Source organism: Streptacidiphilus sp. BW17 (assembly GCF_041262485.1).
Classification (GTDB): domain Bacteria; phylum Actinomycetota; class Actinomycetes; order Streptomycetales; family Streptomycetaceae; genus Streptacidiphilus.
Genome location: NZ_JBGCCR010000032.1, coordinates 26,939 through 47,646, shown reverse-complemented (window position 1 = coordinate 47,646; position 20,708 = coordinate 26,939). Strand labels below are relative to the sequence as shown.

Annotated in this window: 16 protein-coding genes; 10 read left to right on the top strand and 6 right to left on the bottom strand. The window is 71.9% G+C overall.

What is annotated here, in order from left to right; genetic code table 11:
* Positions 1-74 precede the first annotated feature (74 nt).
* Together ABH940_RS29545 and ABH940_RS29540 are read left to right on the top strand one after the other, a co-directional pair.
* A complete protein-coding gene (locus ABH940_RS29545) occupies positions 75-1,076 on the top strand; it encodes an ROK family protein (RefSeq protein WP_370106662.1) in 1,002 nt (333 codons plus the stop codon).
* Positions 1,077-1,226: 150 nt separating this feature from the next.
* Positions 1,227-3,425 carry an NEW3 domain-containing protein gene (locus ABH940_RS29540; RefSeq protein WP_370071621.1) on the top strand — a complete coding sequence of 733 codons (2,199 nt, stop codon included), beginning with the start codon at positions 1,227-1,229 and terminating at the stop codon, positions 3,423-3,425.
* A gap of 27 nt (positions 3,426-3,452) precedes the next feature.
* On the opposite strand, the gene ABH940_RS29535 is transcribed toward ABH940_RS29540, so the two are convergent.
* Both ABH940_RS29535 and ABH940_RS29530 read right to left on the bottom strand, forming a co-directional pair.
* Positions 3,453-5,108, bottom strand: coding sequence for an amidohydrolase (locus ABH940_RS29535; protein WP_370106661.1), 1,656 nt, complete (start codon positions 5,106-5,108; stop codon positions 3,453-3,455).
* A gap of 44 nt (positions 5,109-5,152) precedes the next feature.
* Positions 5,153-5,821, bottom strand: coding sequence for a TetR/AcrR family transcriptional regulator (locus tag ABH940_RS29530; protein ID WP_370106660.1), 669 nt, complete (start codon positions 5,819-5,821; stop codon positions 5,153-5,155).
* 70 nt (positions 5,822-5,891) lie between these two features.
* Here ABH940_RS29530 and ABH940_RS29525 point away from each other — a divergent pair, with 70 nt between their 5' ends.
* The 3 genes from ABH940_RS29525 to ABH940_RS29515 all read left to right on the top strand — a co-directional run bounded on the left by ABH940_RS29525 (position 5,892) and on the right by ABH940_RS29515 (position 9,458).
* Positions 5,892-7,391, top strand: a complete 1,500-nt coding sequence (locus ABH940_RS29525; protein ID WP_370106659.1) for a cytosine permease — start codon at positions 5,892-5,894, stop codon at positions 7,389-7,391.
* 104 nt (positions 7,392-7,495) lie between these two features.
* Positions 7,496-8,527: an SPFH domain-containing protein gene (locus ABH940_RS29520; RefSeq protein WP_370106657.1), complete on the top strand. Its 1,032-nt coding sequence runs from the start codon at positions 7,496-7,498 to the stop codon at positions 8,525-8,527.
* Between the two features lie 4 nt (positions 8,528-8,531).
* On the top strand, positions 8,532-9,458 hold the full coding sequence (locus ABH940_RS29515; protein WP_370071616.1) for a hypothetical protein: 927 nt from the start codon (positions 8,532-8,534) through the stop codon (positions 9,456-9,458).
* On the opposite strand, the gene ABH940_RS29510 is transcribed toward ABH940_RS29515, so the two are convergent.
* The 3 genes from ABH940_RS29510 to ABH940_RS29500 form a co-directional block, all read right to left on the bottom strand.
* Positions 9,455-10,495: an MASE1 domain-containing protein gene (locus ABH940_RS29510; RefSeq protein WP_370071615.1), complete on the bottom strand. Its 1,041-nt coding sequence runs from the start codon at positions 10,493-10,495 to the stop codon at positions 9,455-9,457. The two genes, ABH940_RS29515 and ABH940_RS29510, sit on opposite strands and share 4 nt — an antisense overlap.
* A gap of 105 nt (positions 10,496-10,600) precedes the next feature.
* A complete protein-coding gene (locus ABH940_RS29505) occupies positions 10,601-11,413 on the bottom strand; it encodes a PP2C family protein-serine/threonine phosphatase (protein WP_370071614.1) in 813 nt (270 codons plus the stop codon).
* Between the two features lie 145 nt (positions 11,414-11,558).
* Complete coding sequence (locus ABH940_RS29500; protein ID WP_370106656.1) at positions 11,559-13,691, bottom strand: SpoIIE family protein phosphatase; 2,133 nt, start codon at positions 13,689-13,691, stop codon at positions 11,559-11,561.
* Between the two features lie 211 nt (positions 13,692-13,902).
* On the opposite strand from ABH940_RS29500, the gene tdh reads away from it, so the two are divergent.
* The 5 genes from tdh to ABH940_RS29475 all read left to right on the top strand — a co-directional run bounded on the left by tdh (position 13,903) and on the right by ABH940_RS29475 (position 19,173).
* Positions 13,903-14,931 carry an L-threonine 3-dehydrogenase gene (gene tdh / locus ABH940_RS29495; protein WP_370071612.1) on the top strand — a complete coding sequence of 343 codons (1,029 nt, stop codon included), beginning with the start codon at positions 13,903-13,905 and terminating at the stop codon, positions 14,929-14,931.
* Between the two features lie 87 nt (positions 14,932-15,018).
* Positions 15,019-16,221 (top strand): glycine C-acetyltransferase, encoded by a 1,203-nt coding sequence (locus ABH940_RS29490; RefSeq protein ID WP_370106655.1) that lies wholly within the window; start codon positions 15,019-15,021, stop codon positions 16,219-16,221.
* A 4-nt stretch (positions 16,222-16,225) separates the two neighbouring features.
* Complete coding sequence (locus ABH940_RS29485) at positions 16,226-17,170, top strand: LysR family transcriptional regulator (RefSeq protein ID WP_370071610.1); 945 nt, start codon at positions 16,226-16,228, stop codon at positions 17,168-17,170.
* Between the two features lie 76 nt (positions 17,171-17,246).
* Entirely contained in the window at positions 17,247-17,738 is a 492-nt protein-coding gene (locus tag ABH940_RS29480; protein ID WP_370071609.1) for a peptidylprolyl isomerase, read from the top strand.
* A 211-nt stretch (positions 17,739-17,949) separates the two neighbouring features.
* On the top strand, positions 17,950-19,173 hold the full coding sequence (locus tag ABH940_RS29475) for an LLM class flavin-dependent oxidoreductase (protein ID WP_370071608.1): 1,224 nt from the start codon (positions 17,950-17,952) through the stop codon (positions 19,171-19,173).
* Between the two features lie 35 nt (positions 19,174-19,208).
* On the opposite strand, the gene ABH940_RS29470 is transcribed toward ABH940_RS29475, so the two are convergent.
* Positions 19,209-20,687, bottom strand: a complete 1,479-nt coding sequence (locus tag ABH940_RS29470; RefSeq protein ID WP_370106654.1) for an acyl-CoA synthetase — start codon at positions 20,685-20,687, stop codon at positions 19,209-19,211.
* Between the last annotated feature and the right edge of the window lie 21 nt (positions 20,688-20,708).

Genomic DNA, 20,708 nt, shown 5'->3' with positions numbered 1-20,708 from the left:
TGACAGTGCTTGGCCTGCTTGACGGTGCTCGACTCGCTTGACGGTGGGGACGCCCGCTGATTACGTTCCGCCGGGTGACCCGACTGCCCGGACTACCCCGACTGCCCGGACCGACCTGCGACCACGGCGACGTGCTGGCCCTGGAGATCGCCGGGGACCGGATCGAGGCGGGCGTGCTCGGCGCGGACGGCGCCTGGCGGCACCGGGAGAGCCGTCCCAGCGACAGCGCGCTGGGCTCGGACTCCATCATCGACGCGCTGGTCGACTGCGCGACGGAGCTGTCGCGGCGATACACCCCGGTCGCGGCGGGTGTCGCGGTGCCGGGGATCGTCGACGAGCGCACCGGCCTGGCCGTCTTCTCCGCCCATCTGCGCTGGCGCGACCTGCCGTTGCCGCGCTGGCTGGCGGACGAGCTCGGCATCCCCGTCGCGTTCGGGCACGACGTCCGCGCAGCCGCGTTGGCGGAGGCCCAGTTCGGCGCGGGGCAGGGCTCGCGTTCACTGCTCCTGCTCTCCCTCGGCGCGGGCGTCGCCTCGGCGGCGGTGCTGGACGGGCGGATCCTCGTCGGCGGCCAGGGACGGGCAGGTGAACTCGGCCATCTGGTGGTGCAGCCTGACGGTCCATCATGTCCGTGCGGCGGACGCGGCTGCGTGGAGAGCCTGGCCTCGACCACCGCGCTGCTCGCCCGCTACCGCGAGGCACGCGGGGCAGCCGACGGCACAACAGGCGGCGCGGCAGGCGGCGGGACAGGCGATGCGGCCGTCGACGCGGCGGAGGTGGTCCGGCGCGCGCACGACGGCGAACCGGCCGCTGTCGCCGTCTGGCGCCAGGCGGTCGCGGCGCTGGCCGACGCCCTGTGCGCGGCGGTGGTGGTGCTGGATCCCAAACGCGTCGTACTGGGCGGGCATTTCGCCGAGACGCTCCGGGTCGCGGACCTGCTGCCGCAGGTCTGCGCGGACCTGTCCGCTGCGCTCGCCGAGCGGCTCACCGTACAGGCCCCGCCGGCCCTGGTGCCCACCACGCTGCACGGCCAGGCCGGTTGCCTGGGTGCCGCACTGCTGGCGCGGCGCGGCTGAGCATATGCGCTGATGGCCGATCAGTGATGCTTATTTCTACAAGGTTCTTGTCAAATCTGCTCAGTTTCCCCTACAACGGAGTGCCCGTACCCGAGAATCCGTGAGGTCGCTCCCGTGCTCACTCCCGCGCCAGCTAGTGTGCCAACTCGTGTGCCAACTCCCCCGTCACGGCGGCTCCGTGCCGCGCTCGCCTGCGTCTCGGCGCTGGCCGCCGCCTCGTCCGGCCTGCTGCTCGGCACACCCGCCGTCGCCGCCACCGCCCCAACTGCCGCCGCGGTCAACGCCACAGGCAACGCCGCTGGCACCGCGCAGTACCCCGACTACGCGCCGACCCCGCCCATGGGCTGGAACGACTGGTCCTACTACCAGTGCGGCATCAACGAGAAGACGATCCTCGACAACGCCCACGCCCTGGTCACCACCGGCCTGGCCAAGAAGGGCTTCAACACCGTCACCATCGACGACTGTTGGATGGCCCCGAACCGGGACGCCAAGGGCAACCTGGTCGCCAACCCGACCGAGTTCCCACACGGCATGGCCTACATCGGACAGCAACTCCACAAGCTGGGCCTGAAGTTCGGCATCTACGAGGACGCCGGGACGCAGACCTGCGGCGGCTTCCCCGGCTCGATGGGCCACTGGCAGCAGGACGCGGACCTCTTCGCCTCCTGGGGCGTCGACTACGTCAAGCTCGACGGCTGCAACGTGCCGACGCCCACCGGCCAGACCGACGAACAGGCGTACCACGCCACCTACGCCGCGATGAGCCAGGCGCTCGTCAACACCCACCGGCCGATCGTCTTCTCCATCTCCGCGCCCGCCTACTTCCAGGGCGAGTCGAACTGGAACCAGGTGATCGGCTGGTCCGCCCAGTTGGGCAACCTCTGGCGTGAGGGCGCGGACATCGCGCTGGGCCAGGACACCGGCCCCGACAAGTGGGCCTCGATCGACTACAACTACAGCTACAACGTGGGCCTTGCCGACCTCCAGCACCCCGGCCGTTGGAACGACCCGGACTTCCTGCTCGCGGGCGACTCGGGGTTGACCCAGGACGAGATCCAGAGCCAGGTCTCGCTCTGGTCGATGATGGCCGCCCCGCTGATCTCCAGCACCGACCTGACCCACCTCTCGCCCGCCGCGCTCGAAGTGCTGGGCAACAAGGACGTCATCGCGGTCGACCAGGACCGCCTCGGCGTCCAGGGCCGGATCGTCGCCCACGGCACCGGCTACGACGTGCTGGCCAAGCCGCTGGCCAACGGCGACCGCGCCGTCGCGCTGTTCAACTCCTCGGACGCGGCGCAGACGATCTCGGTCGCCGCGCGGACGGCGGGCCTTTCCAGCGCCAAGGCCTACCGGCTGGAGAACCTGGTCAGCAAGCAGGTCACGGAGACCACCGGCACCATCTCCGCCGACGTGCCGCCGCACGCCACCGTGCTCTACCGGGTCTCGGCAGGCGCCGGGGCCGGCCTCGCACCCGCCACGGCGATCACCTGGCGTGACGTCAGTTCAGCTGCGCAGCCTGGCACTTACCGGGTCACGCTGGCCGACCACGGCTCGAAGCCGCTGACCGGCGTCCGGCTCTCGGTCACCGCGCCCAAGGGCTGGACGGTCAGTCCGAGTGCCGTTTCCCTGCCGCGCGTTCCGGCGGGCGGGACCGCCTCCGCCACGGTCCGGCTGAGCGGGCCGGCCCCCGTGCCCGGCACGACGATCACGCCGGTCGCCGCCACCGCGACCTACCGCGGCGGCTCGACCGACGGCTCGGTCAGCGGCCAGGAGACCGTGGTCCAGGTCGTCCCCTACCCGACTCTCGCCGCCGCCTTCGACAACGTCGGGGCCACCTCGGAGAGCAACACCACTCCGGGCAACTTCGACGGCAGCGGCGACAGTTACTCCTCGGACGCACTGGCCAAGGCCGGAGCCACACCCGGCGCGACGGTCAACGCCAACGGCCTGACCTTCACCTGGCCGACCGCCGCTCCCGGCACGCCGGACAACGTCTCGGCCGACGGCCAGGAGGTCACGCTGACCGGGCAGGGCTCGGCGCTCGGCTTCCTGGGCGCGGAGGCCGGGTTCGTCTCCGGCCCGGTCACCGTCACCTACACCGACGGGACCACCAGCACCGGCCAGCTCGGCTTCCCCAACTGGTGCTGCGCGCCGACCAATGCGTACGGCGCGCTGACCGCCTTCACCACGGACCACCGCAACACCCCGAGCGGACCGGCCAACTACGGCACCAGCTACGGCGTCTTCACCAACACCGTGCCGCTGACGCCGGGGAAGACCGTCCGCTCGGTGACGCTGCCCCAGGAGCCCGCGATCCACGTCTTCGGGCTCGCGATCAAGCCCTGACCTGACGGGCCACCGCGTGTCGGAGCGTCAGAACTCCGGCACGCGGTGCGTCGGGTGCCCGGCGACGACCGTCAACAGCACCGGCAGTGCGGCCAGTTGGGCGTCCGGGACGGTGAGCGGGCTGTCGGCGAGGACCGTCAGGTCGGCCCGGTACCCGACAGCCAGCCGACCGCCCACGTACTCCTCGCCCGCGGCCCAGGCCGGGTTGACCGTCATGCCCTGGAGCGCCTGGAGCGGGGTGAGTGCCTGTTCGGGGCCGTGCGGGGGCAGCGAGAGGTCGGCCGGGCGACGGTGCCGGGCCCCGGCCATCACGCTGAGCGGCGGGTAGGGCGCGATCGGCCAGTCCGAGCCGAGCACGACCCGCACGCCCGCGTCCCACAGGTCACGGCAGCGGAACGCACGTCCCGCGCGCTCCTCGCCGAGGCGGCGGGACCAGTTGTCGGTGTGGTCGGCGCGGGTGTACTCGCAGCAGTGGGTGGGCTGCATCGAGGCGGTGACGCCGAGTCGGGCGAACCGGGCCACGGTGTCGTCGGGAACGGTCTCGATGTGCTCGATCCGGTGCCGGACCGGGCTCGCCGCTCCCCTGCCGCCGGGCGCGAGCACGCTGTCGGTCTGCGCCTTCTCGATCGAGTCGAGTGCGTGGCGAACGGCCGCGTCGCCGATCGCGTGGGTGGCGGTCGGCACCCCGGCCCGGTGCAGCTCACCGACCACCCAGCTGTACTGCTCCGGGTCGGGCCAGAACGCGTGGGTGGACTCACCGTGGCAGTCCGGCCGTTCCAGCCAGGCGGTGCCGTTGTCGACGGTCCCGTCCATGAACATCTTCACGCCCGCGACCTGCCACAGCCGCCCGCTCCGGCCCTGGAGCCGGACCAGCTCGGCGACCGCCGCGCCGTCCGCACCCGGCTGGCACCACGGCGCGACCCGCAGGCGCAGCGACAGCGCGTCCCCGCCGTCCCCGCCGTCCAACTTCGTGAGGATCGCCAGGGAATCGCCGCCCGCGTCCATGGCGTGGCCGCCGGTCAGGCCGGTCTCGGCCATGGCGCGCAGCAGCTCGGCCGTGCGGGCGCGGACCTGGGCCTCGGTGGGCTTGGGCGCGACGCCCTCGACCACGGCGCAGGCGGCGTATTCCAGCAGCAGTCCGGTCGGACGGCCGTCGGCGTCGCAGACGATCTCGGAGGCCTGCTCGAACTCGCGCGGACCCTCGACGCCCGCCAGCTCCAGCGCCCGGAAGCTGGCCAGCAGCGAGTGGCCGTCGAAGAGGTCCAGCAGCGCCGGGATGCCGTCGAGCACCGGGGTCAGCGCAGCCGCACCGACGGGCCGGTCGCCGAAGGTGTTCGGGTCCAGTCCCCAACCGCGCAGCCAGGCACCCGGCTTGAGCTCCCGTGCCGCCCCGGCCACCGCCGCGCGGACGGCGTCGAGGTCGCGGCAGCCCGACAGGTCGACGCCCATGGTCCGCTCGGCCCCGGAGACCGGGTGCAGGTGCCCGTCGGTGAAGCCGACGGTGACCACCGCGCCCTTGAGGTCGATCACCGTGGTGGCGCGACCCGCCAGGGCGCGGACCTCGCGGTCGTCGCCGAGCGCCGTGATGAGTCCGGCCCCGGCGGCGAGGGCGGTGTGTGGGAGGAGCGTTCCCGTGCCCGGGTCCAGCAACCGGGCGTTGAACAGGACGAGATCGGTGGACACGGGCGGCTCCTTCGGTGCTGCGGTGATGCGCGGTGGGGGTTGGTTCAGTCGGTCGTCCCGGCAGCCGTGGCCCCCGCGTCGGATCGACCGGCGGCGAGAGTCCCGGCCGGCAGCTCCAGCACCCGCTCCGCGGTCAGCGCGGGCATCGCGCTGATCTCGGGCGGCACCGGGCCGCGGTCGGTGTTGACGTCCGAGCCCAGGCCGTCCATGACGACCAGGATCTGCATCGCGGCGACTCCCGGACTGGCGGCCCGAAAGGCCCCGACCGACACCCCGGCCTCGATCAGCCGGGTCAGCCGGTCCCGCCACTGCGCCATCTGGTGCACGACCCGGTCCCGCAGGGTGGGGCGGTACCGGCTCAGGTGGCGGGCGTTGAGCCAGAGGCGGCTCATCCCGTCGTACCGGTCCCCCGCGGTGAGCGAGAGGAACCGGTCCAGCAGCGCCAACGCCTGGTCACCGGCCGGGTCGGCCGGGATCAGGTCGTCGAGCTCGGCACTCGCCGCGACCCCGAACGCCTCCGCGACCAGATCCTCCGCCACCGGGAAGTAGTGGCTGATCAGGCCGGGTCGGACGCCGAGTTCGTCGGCGATACGACGGACCGTGATGCATTCCAGTCCCTCATCGAGGGCGACCGCAGCGGATGCGGCCACGATCTCGGCGCGACGGGCCTCAGGGGTTTTCCTGGTCCGTTTCGGCTGGACGCTTGACGACACGACGTGCACGCTATTGGATGTGCGACCAATAGACAAGCTGCCCCCAGGGCTTGTTGGTTCGGAGGACTCCATGGCATCCACGATTCCAGACCCCGAGACGGCTCCCCCATCGGACCCCGTCCCCTCGCACACTGCTGACATGCTCCGCACCGCCGATCAGCCCGGCCCGACCGACCAGGTCGGCGGCACCCAGAGCCATGGCGGCGTCGAGGCCCACGGCATCGACGTGATCCCCGACAGCGAGCGGCACGGCCGCGCCCGGGAGCTGCTCGGGGTCTGGGCCGCGCCGAACGTCAGCTACCTCAGCCTGGTCGTCGGCGGCGCTCTGATGCTGATGGGACTGAGCCTGTGGCAGGCGCTGGCCGTGATCGTGGTCGGGAACCTGTTCTGGGCGCTAGTCGGGCTGGTCGCGGTGAGCGGCCCGGCCTCGGGCACGCCCAGCGAGGTGATCATGCGGGCGATGTTCGGCGTCCGCGGCAACCGCGGCAACATCGCGATCACCGGCTGGTTCGCCTCGGTCTGCTACCTCGCACTCAACTGGGCCGCCGCCTCACTGGCCGCCTTCGCGATCCTGGGCGAGGTCGGACTGCAGCCGGACACCGTCGTCAAGATCGTGGTCATCGTGGCCATCGCCGCGGCCACCTTGGCCATCAGCGTCTACGGCCACGCCACCATCATCCGGCTCTACCTGCCCTTCACCATCGCGCTGACCGCGGTCTTCGCGGTGCTGTCCGGCTACGTCTGCGCACACGCCGACTGGCACTACCACCCGCAGCAGCCGCTGCACGGCACCCCGTTGATCGCGGCCCTGGCCGGCGGACTGGCCCTGGTCGCGTCCGCGCCGCTCTCGTACAGCAACAGCGCCGACTTCGCACGCTACCTGCCGCGCACCACCAGCGCGGCCTCGGTCGCCGGCTGGACCGCGCTGGGCTCGTTCGTCCCCAGCGTCCTGTTCACCGGGCTGGGCGCGGTGGCCGGGACCGCGCTGGACATGACCGATCCGCAGACGGCGCTGGAGCAGATCATCCCGGGCTGGTTCCGACCGGTCTTCCTGCTGGCGATCATCCTCTCCGCCATCGCCAACAACGCGATGACCGCCTACAGCTCCGGCCTGTCGCTGCAGGCCATCGGCGTCAGGATCCGCCGCTCCCGGAGCGTCGCGCTGGACGGCACGCTCGGCGTCGCGCTGACCCTCTACGCGCTGCTGGTGTCGAACTTCCTCGACACCGTCAACAACGTGCTGCAGCTGATGGTCGCCCTGATGGGCCCGACCATCGCGATCTACGCCGCCGACGTGCTCTGGCGGCGCAACCGCTACGACGGCCACGAGCTGAGCGACGAGAGCAAGGGCTCGCCGTTCTGGTACCGCGGCGGGGTCAACTGGGCCGGGGCCAGCGCACTGGTCGTCGCCGCCGTCACCGCCGGCCTCTGCGTCGACGCGCCGCCGCTGTGGACCGGCCCGATCGCCACGGCCCTGGGCGGCACCGACCTCTCCCTGCCGGTCGGCATCATCCTCGGCGCCGGGATCTACCTGCTGCTGATGCGCGGCAGGCGACCCGCCCGGCACTGACACTGCGTCAACTGCCGTGCACCCTATCTCGTCATATTGACGATATCCCCGCGGCGGGCCTACCGTTCCCCTGAGAACAGACGCTCACCCAGGGGGAAACAGCCATGGCCGACATCACCAGACGACCGCTGTTCAGTCACTTCCGCGGCAGCCCGACCGACCATGTCGTGCACCTGCGACGTGGTCAGGTCGTGCACCAGGGCACCGGCCAGGCGTTCTGGTTCCGGCCGATCAGCGCCGTGCTGGCCGAGGTCCCGGTCGACGACCGCGAGCTGCCGCTGCTCTTCCACGCCCGGACCGCCGACTTCCAGGACGTCACCGTCCAGGCCAGCGTCACGTACCGCTTCACCGACCCCGAACTCGCCACCCGCAGGCTGGACTTCGCCATCGACCCGGGCACCGGCCGGTGGCGGTCCGCGCCGCTGGAGCAGGTGGCGACGCTGCTGACCGAGCTGGCACAGCAACAGGCGATCGGCCTGGTCGCCACGCTCGACCTCACCACGGCGCTCGCCACCGGCACCGCCGCCGTTCAGGCGCGGATCAGCGAGGGCCTGACCGCCGACGCCCGGCTCACCGACACCGGCGTCGGCGTGGTCGGCGTCCGCGTCGTCGCCGTCAAGCCCGAGGCCGAGGTGGAGCGGGCGCTGCGGACCCCCGCCCGGGAGCAGATCGCCCAGGAGGCGGACCGGGCCGGCTTCGAGCGCCGCGCCCTCGCCGTCGAGCGGGAGCGGGCGATCAGCGAGAACGAGCTGCAGAGCCGGATCGAACTGGCCCGCCGCGAGGAGCAGTTGGTCGGCCAGCAGGGCGCCAACGAGCGTCGCCGCGCCGAGCAGAAGGCGGAGGCCGCCCGGATCACCACCGACGCGGAGGCCGCCCGGATCACCACCGACGCGGAGGCCGCCCGCACCCGCACCCTCGCCGCCGCCCAGGCGGAGCAGATCGAGCTGGTCGGAGCGGCGGAGGCACAGGCCGAGGCGGCCAAGCTGGCCAACTACGCGGGCCTCGACCCGCGCCTGCTGCTGGCCCTCGCGGCAAAGGAGTTGGCGGGCGGCCTGCCGGCGATCGGCACGCTCAACCTCACCCCGGACGTGGTCACCGGCGCGCTGGCACGCCTGGCCGCCCCGAACGGCGGCTGACCCGATGGCCCTCGCAACCGGGCCACTCGCGCGCAGGACTCTCGCACCGCGCGTCGTACTGGTCCACCGCCGCACCGAGCGCGAGGAGATCGTCGCCGAGCAGGGAACCTGGGGCCAGGCCCAGTTCGTGCAGCGGATGCGCGGCGTCTCGCTGGACGCGGTCCAGCAGCGCCACGAACGCCTCGGCGAGGCGCTGCGCACCGCGTCCGCCGCGGTCCCCAAGCAGTGGCGGCGCGGCAGCGTGCTCCGCGACGACCTGGACCGGTTCCTGTTCGAGCCGGAGGACGTGGTGGTCGTGGTCGGCCAGGACGGGCTGGTGGCCAACACCGCCAAGTACCTGAGCGGCCAGCCGGTGATCGGCGTCAACCCCGATCCGGCCAACGGCTGGGGCGTCCTGGTCCAGCACGCCCCGCAGGACCTGGCCGGGCTGCTGGACGCGGTCGCGGACGGCTCGGCCCGCACCGAGCAGCGGACCATGGTCCGCGCGGAGACCGCCGAGGGCGACAGCATCACCGCGCTCAACGAGGTCTACCTCGGTCACCGCGGCCACCAGTCCGCCCGCTACCGGCTCTCGCTGCCGGACGGCGGCCAGGAACACCAGTCGTCCTCCGGCCTGCTGGTCGGCACCGGGACCGGCGCGACCGGCTGGTGCCTCTCCGCCTCCCGTCAGCGCGACGGCGCCTTCGAACTGCCCCAGCCGACGGACTCCGCGCTTAGCTGGTTCGTCCGCGAGGCCTGGCCCTCCCCCACGACCGGAGCGGATCTGACGGCGGGTCTGCTGAGTGGTGGTCAGGAGCTGTCGATCCTGGTCGAGAGCGAGGAGTTGGTGGTCTTCGGCGACGGCATCGAGGCGGACCGCCTCTCCGTCGGCTGGGGCCGGTCCGTCACCGTCCGGACCTCGGACCGCCGCCTCGCCCTGGTCCTGCCCTAGTACTCCTCCTCGCCCTCGCCCTGGTACTCCTCCTCGCCCTCCTCGTCCTGCGCCCCCGGCCAGCGGTCGGCCACCTCGTCCGGGGCGAGGCGGGCGACGACCTCGGCCAGGCCGATGCAGGCCTCCTCGATCATCCGGTGGGTGACGTTGCGCTCCGTGATCACCGCGGAGAGCAGCAGCGCGGTGAGCGCCGCCGAACCGTTGAGCAGTTGGAGGATGAGCATGGTGGCGGCGATGGTGTGCCCGTGGAACGGCCCGGTGTGCCCGACGGCCGCCGGGACCGCGAGCACCGAGATCAGCAGCACGCACGGCGCCGCGCCCGGCAGCTGGAAGCGGATCGCCGCCCAGATCACCAGCGGGAAGACCAGGAAGAGCAACGACAGCGGGCTGGAGGTCACCGCCAGGGTCACCCCGGCCGTGGCGGCCAGCAGCACCAGCATCTCCGTCCACCGCCACACCGACGTCTCCCCCGGCAGCTCCGGCGAGCGGACTGCGAGCAGCAGCGGGGCGACCACCAGCACGCCCATCGCGTCGCCGGTCCACCAGGCCGACCACGCCTGCACGTAGTCGGGCCCGGGCAGCGCACCCTCGCCGTAGAGGACCAGGGTCGCCGTCGTGGCGCTGAGCAGCATCGACGCCCCGCCGACGAAGACCAGCAGCAGCCCGTCCCGGAGCCGGTCCAGCTGCGGCCGGAAGCCGAACCGGCGCAGCAGCAGGTAGGCGACGACGGGCGCGACGGTGTTGCCGGTGACGATGCCCAGCGTCCCCCAGGAGACGCCGCCGATCGAGGCCACGACGAAGAACTCGCCGAGCGCGATGGCGGGCCAGATCCGCAGCCCGAGGAGCAGCAGGCTGGCCAGAGCGACGCCGGTCGGCGGCCAGAGCGGGGTGACCCGGACGCCGCCGACCACCACCTGGGCCAGCAGTCCGAGCCGACCGCTCGCGTAGTAGACACCCGACAGGGCGAGGATCCACAGCACCGTCGTGGCGACGGTTCGGGGTTCCCGGATCTCCCGGACGCGCTCCAGTGCAGGCATGGGACAACTTTCCTGGTGCCTTCGTGCCTGCGCAGCCGTGACACGCCCGCCACAGCGGATCACCCGTGCCGGAGCACTGCGCTCACCCGTGCCGGAGCACTGCGCTCATCCGTGCCGAAGCACCAGGACTGCTGCGTCGTCGGCGTGGCCGGTCAGCTCGGCGACCTTGATCACCTGGGCGGCCAGCTCCCCCGGTTCGCCACCCGCGCCACGGCGGACCAGCAGCGTGATCTGGTCCAGCCCCTCCTCCATCGAGAACGACGGGCCCTCCACCACTCCGTCGGTGACCATGACGAACGCCCCGGTCCCGTCGAGCCGGTGCCGGGTGACCGGGTAGTCCTCCCCCGACTGCACGCCCAGCGGCAGTCCCACGCCCTCCTCGGCGACCCCGCTGTGCCCGTCCAGCGTCGCCCAGACGGCGGGCACATGGCCCGCCCGGGCCACCGCCAGGTCGCCCGTGGCGGGGTCGTAGCGCAGGAAGCAGCAGGTGGCCAGGAGTTCGACACCCATCGCCAGCAGCAGGTCGTTGGTCCGGCTCAGCACCTCGCCGGGGTCCGGCGAGACGGTGGCCATGGCGCGCAGCGCGATCCGGACCTGGCCCATGAAGGCCGCCGCCTCCACGTCGTGTCCCTGCACGTCGCCGATCGAGAAGCCCAGCACCCCGCCGGGGAGCAGGAAGCCGTCGTACCAGTCACCGCCGATGTCCAGGCCGTGGCGGGCGGGCGCGTAGCGGGCGGCGGCCCGCAGACCCGGGCTGCTCGGCAGCACGGCGGGCAGCAGGTCCCGCTGCAGCGCCATGGCCAGTTCGACGCGGGCTTTCTGCGACTCCGCCCGTTCCAGGGCCTCTGCGGTGAGCCGCCCGAGGGTGCTCAGCAGTTCACCGGAGCTCACGGGCGGAGGGGGACGGCGTCGGGCCATGAACCGCTCCGGGGTACGTCTGGGCAGGAGAACGTCGATCCCATTGTCCTCTGATCCGCCCGGAAAGGCTGGTCCGACCGGCTTACCACCGATCAGCCTGTGCTGACCAGCGCGTCTACTGACCAGCGCCTCTGCTGACCAGCGTCTACTGCCCGCCTTCTCCTGAGCCGGTGTCCTGCTCGGTCCAGATGGTCTTGCCCGACTGTCCGTAGCGGCTGCCCCAGCGCGAGGTCAGCTGCGCCACCAGGAAGAGCCCGCGTCCGCCCTCGTCCGTGTCCCGGGCGCGCCGCAGCCGGGGTTGGGTGTTGGAGGGGTCGGAGACCTCGCAGACCAGCACTCCGTCGCCGTGGACCAGCCGCAGCCCGATCGGGCCGCCCGCGTAGCGCAGCGCGTTGGTGACCAGCTCGCTGACCACCAGTTCGGTGGAGAAGGCCAGGTCGGAAAGGCCCCAGCGGTCCAGTTGCCCGACGGCGGCCCGCCGGGCAAGGGACACCGACTCGGCATGGGTCGGGAACTCCCAGTGCGCCGTGGACCCGGGGGCCACCCGCCGGGTGCGGGCCAGCAGCAGGGCCACGTCGTCGGACGGTTGATCCGTGGTGACGGCGGACAGCAGACCGCGCGCCGCGTCCGCGAGCGGGCGTTCCGCCAGGCAGAGCCGTCCCGCCTGCCGCAGCAGCCGGGCCATGCCCGCGTCGAGGTCGTGGTCCGCACCCTGCACCAGGCCGTCGGTGTAGAGGGCCAGCGTGCTGCCGGGTTCCAGCCGCACCTCCGCCACCTCGAACGGGAAGGCCCCGACGCCCAGCGGCGGCCCGGGATCCAGCTCGGCGAAGGCGGTGCTGCCGTCCGGCGCGACGAGCAGCGGCGGCGGGTGCCCGGCGCTGGCCATGGCGCAGTGGCCGGTGACCGGGTCGTAGATCGCGTAGAGGCAGGTCGCGCCGGACAGGTCCTGGTACTCGCCGTCGGACTCCACGGCGAGCCGCTGCACCAGGTCGTCCAGATGGACCAGCAGCTCGCCCGGATCGAGGTCGAGGTCGGCCAGCGTCTGCACCGCCGTGCGCAGCCGCCCCATCGCCACCGACGCGCCGAGGCCGTGGCCGACCACGTCCCCCACGATCAGCGCGACCCGCAACGAGGAGAGCGGGATGACGTCGAACCAGTCCCCGCCCACACCGGGCCGGGCCGCCGAGGGGACGTAGGAGGCGGCCGTCTCCACGCCGATCGCCGCGACCGCCGCCGTCGGCAGCAGCCCACGCTGGAGGGTGACGGCGGTGCTGTGCTCGCGGGTGTAGCGGCGGGCGTTGTCCACGCCGAGCGCGGCGCGGGAGACGATCTGGGAGAGCAGTGCGGCGTCCTGGTCGTCGTAGGGGACGGCGTCCTCGGTGCGCCAGACCTGGACGGTGCCGAGAACCAGCCCACGGGCGTAGAGCGAGGCGGCCATCAGCGACCGCGCGCCCTCCGGCACGATCCGCCGCCGCAGCTCCGGGTCGGCGCTGAAGATCTCCGCCAGCTCCGCCTCGTCCACCTGGTAGACCAGCACGTCCCCGCGCCGGATCCGGTCCAGCTCGGGCGCGGTCGGCACCGGCGGCATCGGCTCGCCCGGCCGGATCAACGCCGCCGGAAAAGGCCCGGTCCGGCAGAGTCCGGCGGCTCGGCGGACGTGCCACTCGTTCGTCATCTCGGGCTGCGGCGGATCAGCCCCGGTGAAGACGGCGTCGGCCAGGTCGACCATCACCACGTCGGCGAACCCGCCCAGCACCTCGGCGAGGTCCTGGGCGGTACGGCCGACGTCGAGCGAGGCTCCGATCCGGGTCGCCGCCTCGTCCAGCAGTTCGAGCCGCCGCCGGGCCTGACGCTCGGCGGTGATGTCGGTGAAGGCGACCGCGACGCCGGTGATCCCCCCGTCGTCGTCGGTCAGCGGGAACGCGGAGAGCGACAGCCACAGCTGCGCCGGCTCTGCCCCCGGTGACTGCTCTGTTCCATGTGACTGCGCCGACCGCAGCGGCCGGACCCGGTACTCGGCGCGGTGCACCGGGACGCCGTCACTGACCACCGTGCGCAGCCTGCTCTCGATCTCCTCGGCCTGCTCCGGCTCGAGGATGTCGGCCAGCCGCTCCGGCAGCGCACCGTCCGGACCGGCCAGACAGCGGGCGGCATTGGTACGCAGCAGGCGCAGCTCGCGGTCGTGGACGACGATCCCGATGCTGCCCTGCCCGAACATCGCTCGGGCGAACGCGGCGTCGAGCGCCACGTCGAGCGCTGCCTCGCCGTCTGTCGTCACCCGACCATTGTCGCGCGACCGGGTCGGAACGCAGCACCCCGTGCACGGTCACTCGTGCGCCTGAAGATTTCCTGGTCACCCGCTTAAGCAAGTCTCGATGGACCTGACCTGCCCTGGACCCCCAGGCTGAGGCCCGGGGTGCGGAACGTTCCTGCATCCCTTTGTGTGGTTTGTGCGACTTGTTGGGGCGCGACGTCCGGGAGGCACCGCTGTGAAGGCACTCGTGAAGGCCAAGGGAGAGCCCGGCCTGTGGCTGATGGACGTGCCCGAGCCCGAGGTCGGCCCCGGTGAGGTGCTGATCAAGGTGCTGCGCACGGGCATCTGCGGCACCGACCTGCACATCCGCAAGTACGACAGCTGGGCGCAGCAGGCCGTCAGCGTGCCTCGGGTGATCGGCCACGAGTTCGTCGGCGAGGTCGTCGAGGTCGCGTCGGGCGTCACCGACGTCGCCGTCGGCGACCTGGTCAGCGGCGAGGGCCACCTGGTCTGCGGCAAGTGCCGCAACTGTCTGGCCGGCCGCCGTCACCTCTGCCGCAGCACGATCGGCCTGGGCATCGGCCGGGACGGCGCGTTCGCCGAGTACGTCACGCTGCCCGCCGCCAACGTCTGGGTGCACCGGGTCCCGGTCAACCTCGACGTGGCCGCGATCTTCGACCCGTTCGGCAACGCGGTCCACACCGCGCTGTCGTTCCCGCTGGTCAACGAGGACGTGCTGATCACCGGCGCGGGCCCGATCGGCATCATGGCCGCCGCCGTCGCCAAGCACGCCGGCGCGCGCAGCGTCGTCATCACCGACGTCAGCCCCTACCGCCTGCAGCTGGCCGAGAAGGTCGGCGTCACGCTGGCGCTCAACGTGGGCGACCACACCATCGAGGACGGCCAGCGGAAGCTCGGCATGCGTGAGGGCTTCGACATCGGCATGGAGATGTCCGGCCGCCCCGAGGCGCTGCGCGAGATGATCGCCAACATGACCAACGGCGGCCGGATCGCGATGCTCGGCCTGCCCTCCGACGAGTTCCCGGTCGACTTCGCCCGGATCGTCACCTCGATGATCACCCTCAAGGGCATCTACGGCCGCGAGATGTTCGAGACCTGGTACGCGATGTCGGTGCTGCTGGAGGGCGGCCTGGACCTCTCCCCGGTGATCACCGGCCGCTACCCGTACCAGGACTTCGACGCCGCGTTCGACGAGGCGGCCGGTGGCCGCTGCGGCAAGATCATCCTCGACTGGACCGCCTGAGCAACCCCCTCCGCCCGCCCGATCTCCTGCCCTTCGGGCTCTCCCGACCTCCCGACCTTCGGACCCTTTCGAACCAGGAGCCACTCGATGCTCGACTCCGTCCGCGACGACCTCCGGGCCACCCTCGACGAGATCCGCGACGCCGGCCTGCACAAGCCTGAGCGGGTGATCGGCGGCCCGCAGAGCGCCACCGTCGACGTCACCGCGGGCGGCCGGCCCGGCGAGGTGCTGAACTTCTGCGCCAACAACTACCTCGGCCTGGCGGACAACCCCGAGGTGATCGCCGCCGCCAAGGACGCCCTGGACCGCTGGGGCTACGGCATGGCCTCGGTCCGCTTCATCTGCGGCACCCAGGAGGTCCACAAGGAGCTCGAGGCGCGGATCTCCGGCTTCCTCGGCATGGAGGACACGGTCCTCTACAGCTCCTGCTTCGACGCCAACGGCGGCGTCTTCGAGACGCTGCTGGACGATCGCGACGCGGTGATCTCCGACGCGCTCAACCACGCCAGCATCATCGACGGCATCCGGCTCTGCAAGGCGCGCCGCCTCCGTTACGCCAACCGCGACATGGCCGACCTGGAGCAGCAGCTCAAGGAGGCCTCGGACGCCCGCCGCAAGCTGATCGTCACCGACGGCGTCTTCTCCATGGACGGCTACATCGCCCCGCTCAAGGAGATCTGCGACCTGGCCGAGCGCTACGGCGCGATGGTCATGGTCGACGACTCGCACGCGGTCGGCTTCGTCGGCCCGGGCGGTCGCGGCACCCACGAGCTGCACGGCGTGATGGACCGCGTCGACATCATCACCGGCACGCTCGGCAAGGCGCTGGGCGGCGCGTCCGGCGGCTACGTCGCGGCCCGCGCCGAGATCGTGGCACTGCTGCGCCAGCGCTCCCGTCCCTACCTGTTCTCCAACTCGCTGGCCCCGGTGATCGCCGCCGCCTCGATCCAGGTCCTTGACCTGCTGGAGAGCGGCGAGCTCGGCGCGTCGCTGCGCGAGCAACTGGCCGCCAACACCGCGCTGTTCCGCTCGCGGATGACCGAGGAAGGCTTCGAGATCCTCCCCGGCGAGCACCCGATCGCCCCGGTCATGATCGGCGACGCGGCCAAGGCCGGGAAGATGGCCGAGTTCCTGCTGGAGCACGGCGTCTACGCCGTCGGCTTCTCCTATCCGGTGGTCCCGCACGGCAAGGCCCGGATCCGGGTGCAGCTCTCGGCCGGCCACTCCACCCAGGACGTGGAGCGCGCTGTCAAGGCATTCGTCGCCGCGAGGTCCGCCCTGGCAGAATGAGTCGGTGATCGACTCGCGCCGGCTGCGCACGCTGCGCGCCGTGGCGGACCACGGAACCGTGACCGCCGCGGCAGCCGCGCTGTACCTGACCCCCTCCGCCGTCTCCCAGCAACTGGCCGCCCTGGAACACGAGGTCGGCCACCAGCTGCTGCTCCGAGACGGCCGGGGGGTCCGGCTCACCGCCGCCGGCGAGATCCTGCTGCGCCACAGCAACGCGGTCCTGGCGCAGCTGGAGAACGCGGAGGCGGAGCTGGCCGCCTTCGCCCAGGGGCACGCGGGCGACGTGACTCTCGTCTCCTTCGCCACCGGCATCGCCGCCGTGGTCGCCCCCGCCATGACCCGCCTCGCGCAGGCCGCTCCCGGCATCCGCCTCACCGTCCGCGACGCCGAGGGCGACGCGAGCCTGCTGATGGTCCTCGACGGCCGCGCCGACATCGCGGTAGCCGTCGAGTACCGCGGCGCCCCGGCCGAGGACGACGCCCGCCTCTCCCGCGTCCCGCTCTACGCCGAGCCCTTCGACGCGGTGTTGCCGCGCGGGCACCACCTGGCCGCCGCCCCGGCCGTGGCCGTCGCCGAGCTCGCCGACGAGCCGTGGATCGGCCCCTACCCGGGCAACCCCTGCCTGGACGCGGTGATGCTGGCCTGCGAGTCGTCCGGCTTCCAGCCGCGCCTGGCCCACTCCTCCGACGACTTCCGCGCGGTCGCCGCACTCGCGGGCGCGGGCGCGGGCGTCGCCCTGGTCCCCCGCTCCGCGCTGCGCGGCGTCGACCTCCCGGACGTCGTCGTCCTCCCGGTCCTCGGCGCCCCGGCCACCCGCCGCGTCTTCGCCGCCGTCCGCCGCGGCTCGGCGGACCACCCGCTGTTCCGCCCGGTCCTCGACGCCCTGACCACGGCGACCGCCCAGGCGGATCTGGTCGAGCGGCCGCTGGCACGCAGCTACGGACTGTGAGGATCACGTGGAGTGATGGCGGGCCCGGTGCGGGTCGATTTGCGCAGCCGGGGCGGGGTACTGCCAGGATGGCGGTATGAATCCCAAGGTTTACTTCGACGTGTCCGCCAACGGTGAGAAGCTCGGTCGCATCGAGTTCGAGCTCGCCGCCGATGTCGCCCCGAAGACGGCCGAGAACTTCCGCGCCCTGTGCACGGGCGAGAAGGGCTTCGGCTACAAGGGCTCCTCCTTCCACCGTGTCATCCCCGAGTTCATGCTCCAGGGCGGTGACTTCACCGAGGGCAACGGCACCGGTGGCAAGAGCATCTACGGCGAGAAGTTCGCGGACGAGAACTTCACCCTCAAGCACACCGTGCCGGGCCTGCTCTCCATGGCCAACGCGGGCCCGAACACCAACGGCTCGCAGTTCTTCATCACCACCGTCGTCACCCCGTGGCTGGACGGCAAGCACGTGGTCTTCGGCAAGGTCACCGAAGGCATGGACGTGGTCAAGGCCATCGAGGCGCTCGGTTCGGGCAGCGGCCGCACCTCCAAGGCGATCGTGATCGACGACTGCGGCCAGATCTGATCTGACGCACTCGATCCACTACTTCTGACCACCGCGCTCGATCCGCTGCCGCCGTTCACCCGAACGGCGGCAGCCTTGTCTGATGCCCTGTCACATTTGCCGTCGCCCTCCCTGGACAGATCACCGGACCGCAGGCATGATGCAGTTTCTGACGATGCATCAGATTTGAGCGAGTCAGTGAATCAGCGGTACCCAGGGTCAGGAGGCCTCCGTGGAGTTCGGCATCTTCATGAACGGATTCATCCCCGGCCCGGCGGCACACGACCGGCCCTCCGAACACCTCGCGCTCAAGCGCGAGATGGAGCTGGCCGTCAAGGCCGACAAGCACAACTGGAAGTACGTCTGGTTCGGCGAGCACCACTCGCTCACCGAGTACAGCCACATGTCCGCCCCCGAGGTGGTGATGGGCTACGTCGCCGCCCGCACCGAGCGGATCCACCTCGGCACCGGTATCAACTCCCTCTCGCCCCGCAAGGAGCACCCGGTCCGCTTCGCCGAGCGCGCCGCCATGCTGGACCACATCACCGAGGGCCGCTTCGAGTGGGGCACCGGCCGCGGCGCGGGCTCGCACGAGCTGAAGTCCTTCAACATCATGGACACCAACTCGACCAAGCCGGAGTGGGACGAGGTCTCCCGCGAGGTCGTCCGGATGTGGGAGCAGTACGACTACTCCTTCCAGGGCGAGCACTTCACCGTGCCGACCCCGCACAACATCCTGCCAAAGCCGTACGGGCACTCCCACCCGCCGATCTGGATGGCCTGCGGCAACCCGCCGTCCTTCGCCAAGGCCGGGTCGCTCGGGATAGGCGCGATCGCCTTCAACTTCGAGCCGATCTACAACCTCAAGGGCCGGATCGAGGCGTACAAGGAGGCCGCCGAGAACCCGGTCGAGATCCTCGGCGACTACCAGAACAACAACGTGATGATGACCAACGCGGTGGTCTGTCTCAACGACCGCAAGCGGGCCCGTGAGATAGCCCTGTCGGCGGGCAACGCGTACCTGGTCACCCTGGTCAACCTCTACCACGACACGATGCCGAAGTCCGCCGACGGCATCACCTGGCCGGAGCCGCCGATCAACCTCGGCGCGTGGGGCGGCGAGGAGTTGCTGGACGAGCTGATCGCCGGCGGCTACCTGCTCTGCGGCACCCCGGACGAGGTGTGCGAGCAGGTCGCCGCCTACCAGCAGGTCGGCTGCGACCAGTTGGTCTTCGGCCTGACCGGTGGCATGACCTTCGACGAGCATCTGGAGATGCTGGAGCTCTTCGGCGAGCGGGTGATCCCGGAGTTCGACCGCAACCCCGAGCACTCGACGGCGGTCTACCGCCGCAACGCGGGCGCCCCGAAGTACCCGCCGCTCAACCAGCCGGTCGACCCCGACCTCAAGCACACCGTGCTGCCGCTCAGCGCGATCCTGCCCCTGCCGGAGGACTGACGAGTCGTCAGCATCAGCGACCCAGCGACAGAGACTCAGAGACTCAGCGCACGCTTCATGATCTTGCCCATGTCGTTGCGCGGCAGCGCCGCCACGAAGCGGACCTCACGGGGACGCTTGTGCGGGGCCAGATGGCCCGCGACATGGGCGGTCAGCGCGTCCGCAGTCGGCGGCGCGGCCGGGTCGGCGGGGACGATCCAGGCGATGATCCGTTCGCCCAGGTCCTCGTCCGGCTCCCCGGTCACCGCCGCGTCGGCGACGCCGGGGTGGTCCAGCAGGACGGTCTCGATCTCGCCCGCGCCGATCTTGTAACCGCCGCTCTTGATCAGGTCGGTGGAGCGGCGGCCGACGATCCGCACCGAGCCGTCCGGCTCCAGGACGGCCATGTCGCCGGTGCGGAACCAGCCGTCCTCGGCGAACGCGGCGGCGGTCGCCTCGGGGCGGTTGAGGTAGCCGGAGAACAGGTTCGCGCCACGCACCTGGATCTCGCCCACCGCGTCCGTCCCAGCGGGGACAGGGGTGCCGTCGTCCTCGACCAGCCGCAGCTCGACACCGGGCAGCGGCAGCCCGACCGTTCCCGGCGTGCAGGCGCCGCCGAGCACCATGCTGGTGTTCATCAGCGTCTCGGTCATGCCGTAGCGCTCGATGACCTGACGGCCCGTCGCGGCGAGCAGCGCCTCGTGGTCCCGGCGCGACAGCGCGGCCGAACCGCTGACCAGCAGCCGTGCCTTGGCCAACGCCGCAGCGAGCTCCGCGTCGCTCGCCACCGCCTCGGCGAGCCGGTGGTACATCGTCGGCACGCCGAAGAGCATGGTGCCCTCGCCCGCGAGCTCGGCCGCGACCGTGTCCGTCTCGAACCGGCCCAGATGGTGAACCGTACCGCCGCGCCGCAGCGGGCCGAGGATGCCGAGCACCAGCCCGTGCACGTGGAACAGCGGCAGCGCGTGGACGAGCACGTCGTCCCCGGTCCAGGACCAGGCCTCGGCCAGCGCGTCCAGCGTGGTGCGGATCGCGCGACGCGAGATCAGCGCCCCCTTGGGCGGTCCGGTGGTGCCCGAGGTGTAGATGACCAGCGCGGTCTGCTCGTCGTCCGGCTCCTCGGGGAGCGGCAGTGCTGGACCATGAGACGGTGCCGGACCTTGGGACAGGGCCGGGCCGGTGGGGTGGTCCGGCACGTCCACGCGCGGCAACCCGGCCAGCGGGCCCGGCAGCTCCGCGTCCGGCGCGGCCAGCACCAGCTCCGGCGTGCTGTCGCCGAGGACGTGGGTCAGCTCCTTCTCCCCGATCCGCGGGTTGATCGGCACCACCGGCACTCCGGCCAGCAGTCCGGCGACCGCGCCCACAGCGGTCTCCAGGCTGGGCGTGGCCCAGAGCGCGACCCGGCTCACGCCCGTCAGACGCGGGGCCAGCGCGGCTGCCGTCGCGGCCAGTTCGGCATAGCTGAGGAACCGTTCGCCGAACCGCAGCGCGCGGCGTGATCCACCGGTCGCCAGTGCGGGCACGAGTGAGGACACCGTTCGTACTCCTTCGTCGGG

What these genes read in the sequence shown, in the direction of transcription:
- ABH940_RS29515 (WP_370071616.1), top strand. Translation starts at nt 8,532, where the DNA reads ATGGCCCTCGCAACCGGGCCACTCGCGCGCAGGACTCTCGCACCGCGC.
- ABH940_RS29490 (WP_370106655.1), top strand. Translation starts at nt 15,019, where the DNA reads ATGCTCGACTCCGTCCGCGACGACCTCCGGGCCACCCTCGACGAGATC.
- ABH940_RS29480 (WP_370071609.1), top strand. Translation starts at nt 17,247, where the DNA reads ATGAATCCCAAGGTTTACTTCGACGTGTCCGCCAACGGTGAGAAGCTC.
- ABH940_RS29520 (WP_370106657.1), top strand. Translation starts at nt 7,496, where the DNA reads ATGGCCGACATCACCAGACGACCGCTGTTCAGTCACTTCCGCGGCAGC.
- ABH940_RS29525 (WP_370106659.1), top strand. Translation starts at nt 5,892, where the DNA reads ATGGCATCCACGATTCCAGACCCCGAGACGGCTCCCCCATCGGACCCC.
- ABH940_RS29505 (WP_370071614.1), bottom strand. Translation starts at nt 11,413, where the DNA reads ATGGCCCGACGCCGTCCCCCTCCGCCCGTGAGCTCCGGTGAACTGCTG.
- ABH940_RS29510 (WP_370071615.1), bottom strand. Translation starts at nt 10,495, where the DNA reads ATGCCTGCACTGGAGCGCGTCCGGGAGATCCGGGAACCCCGAACCGTC.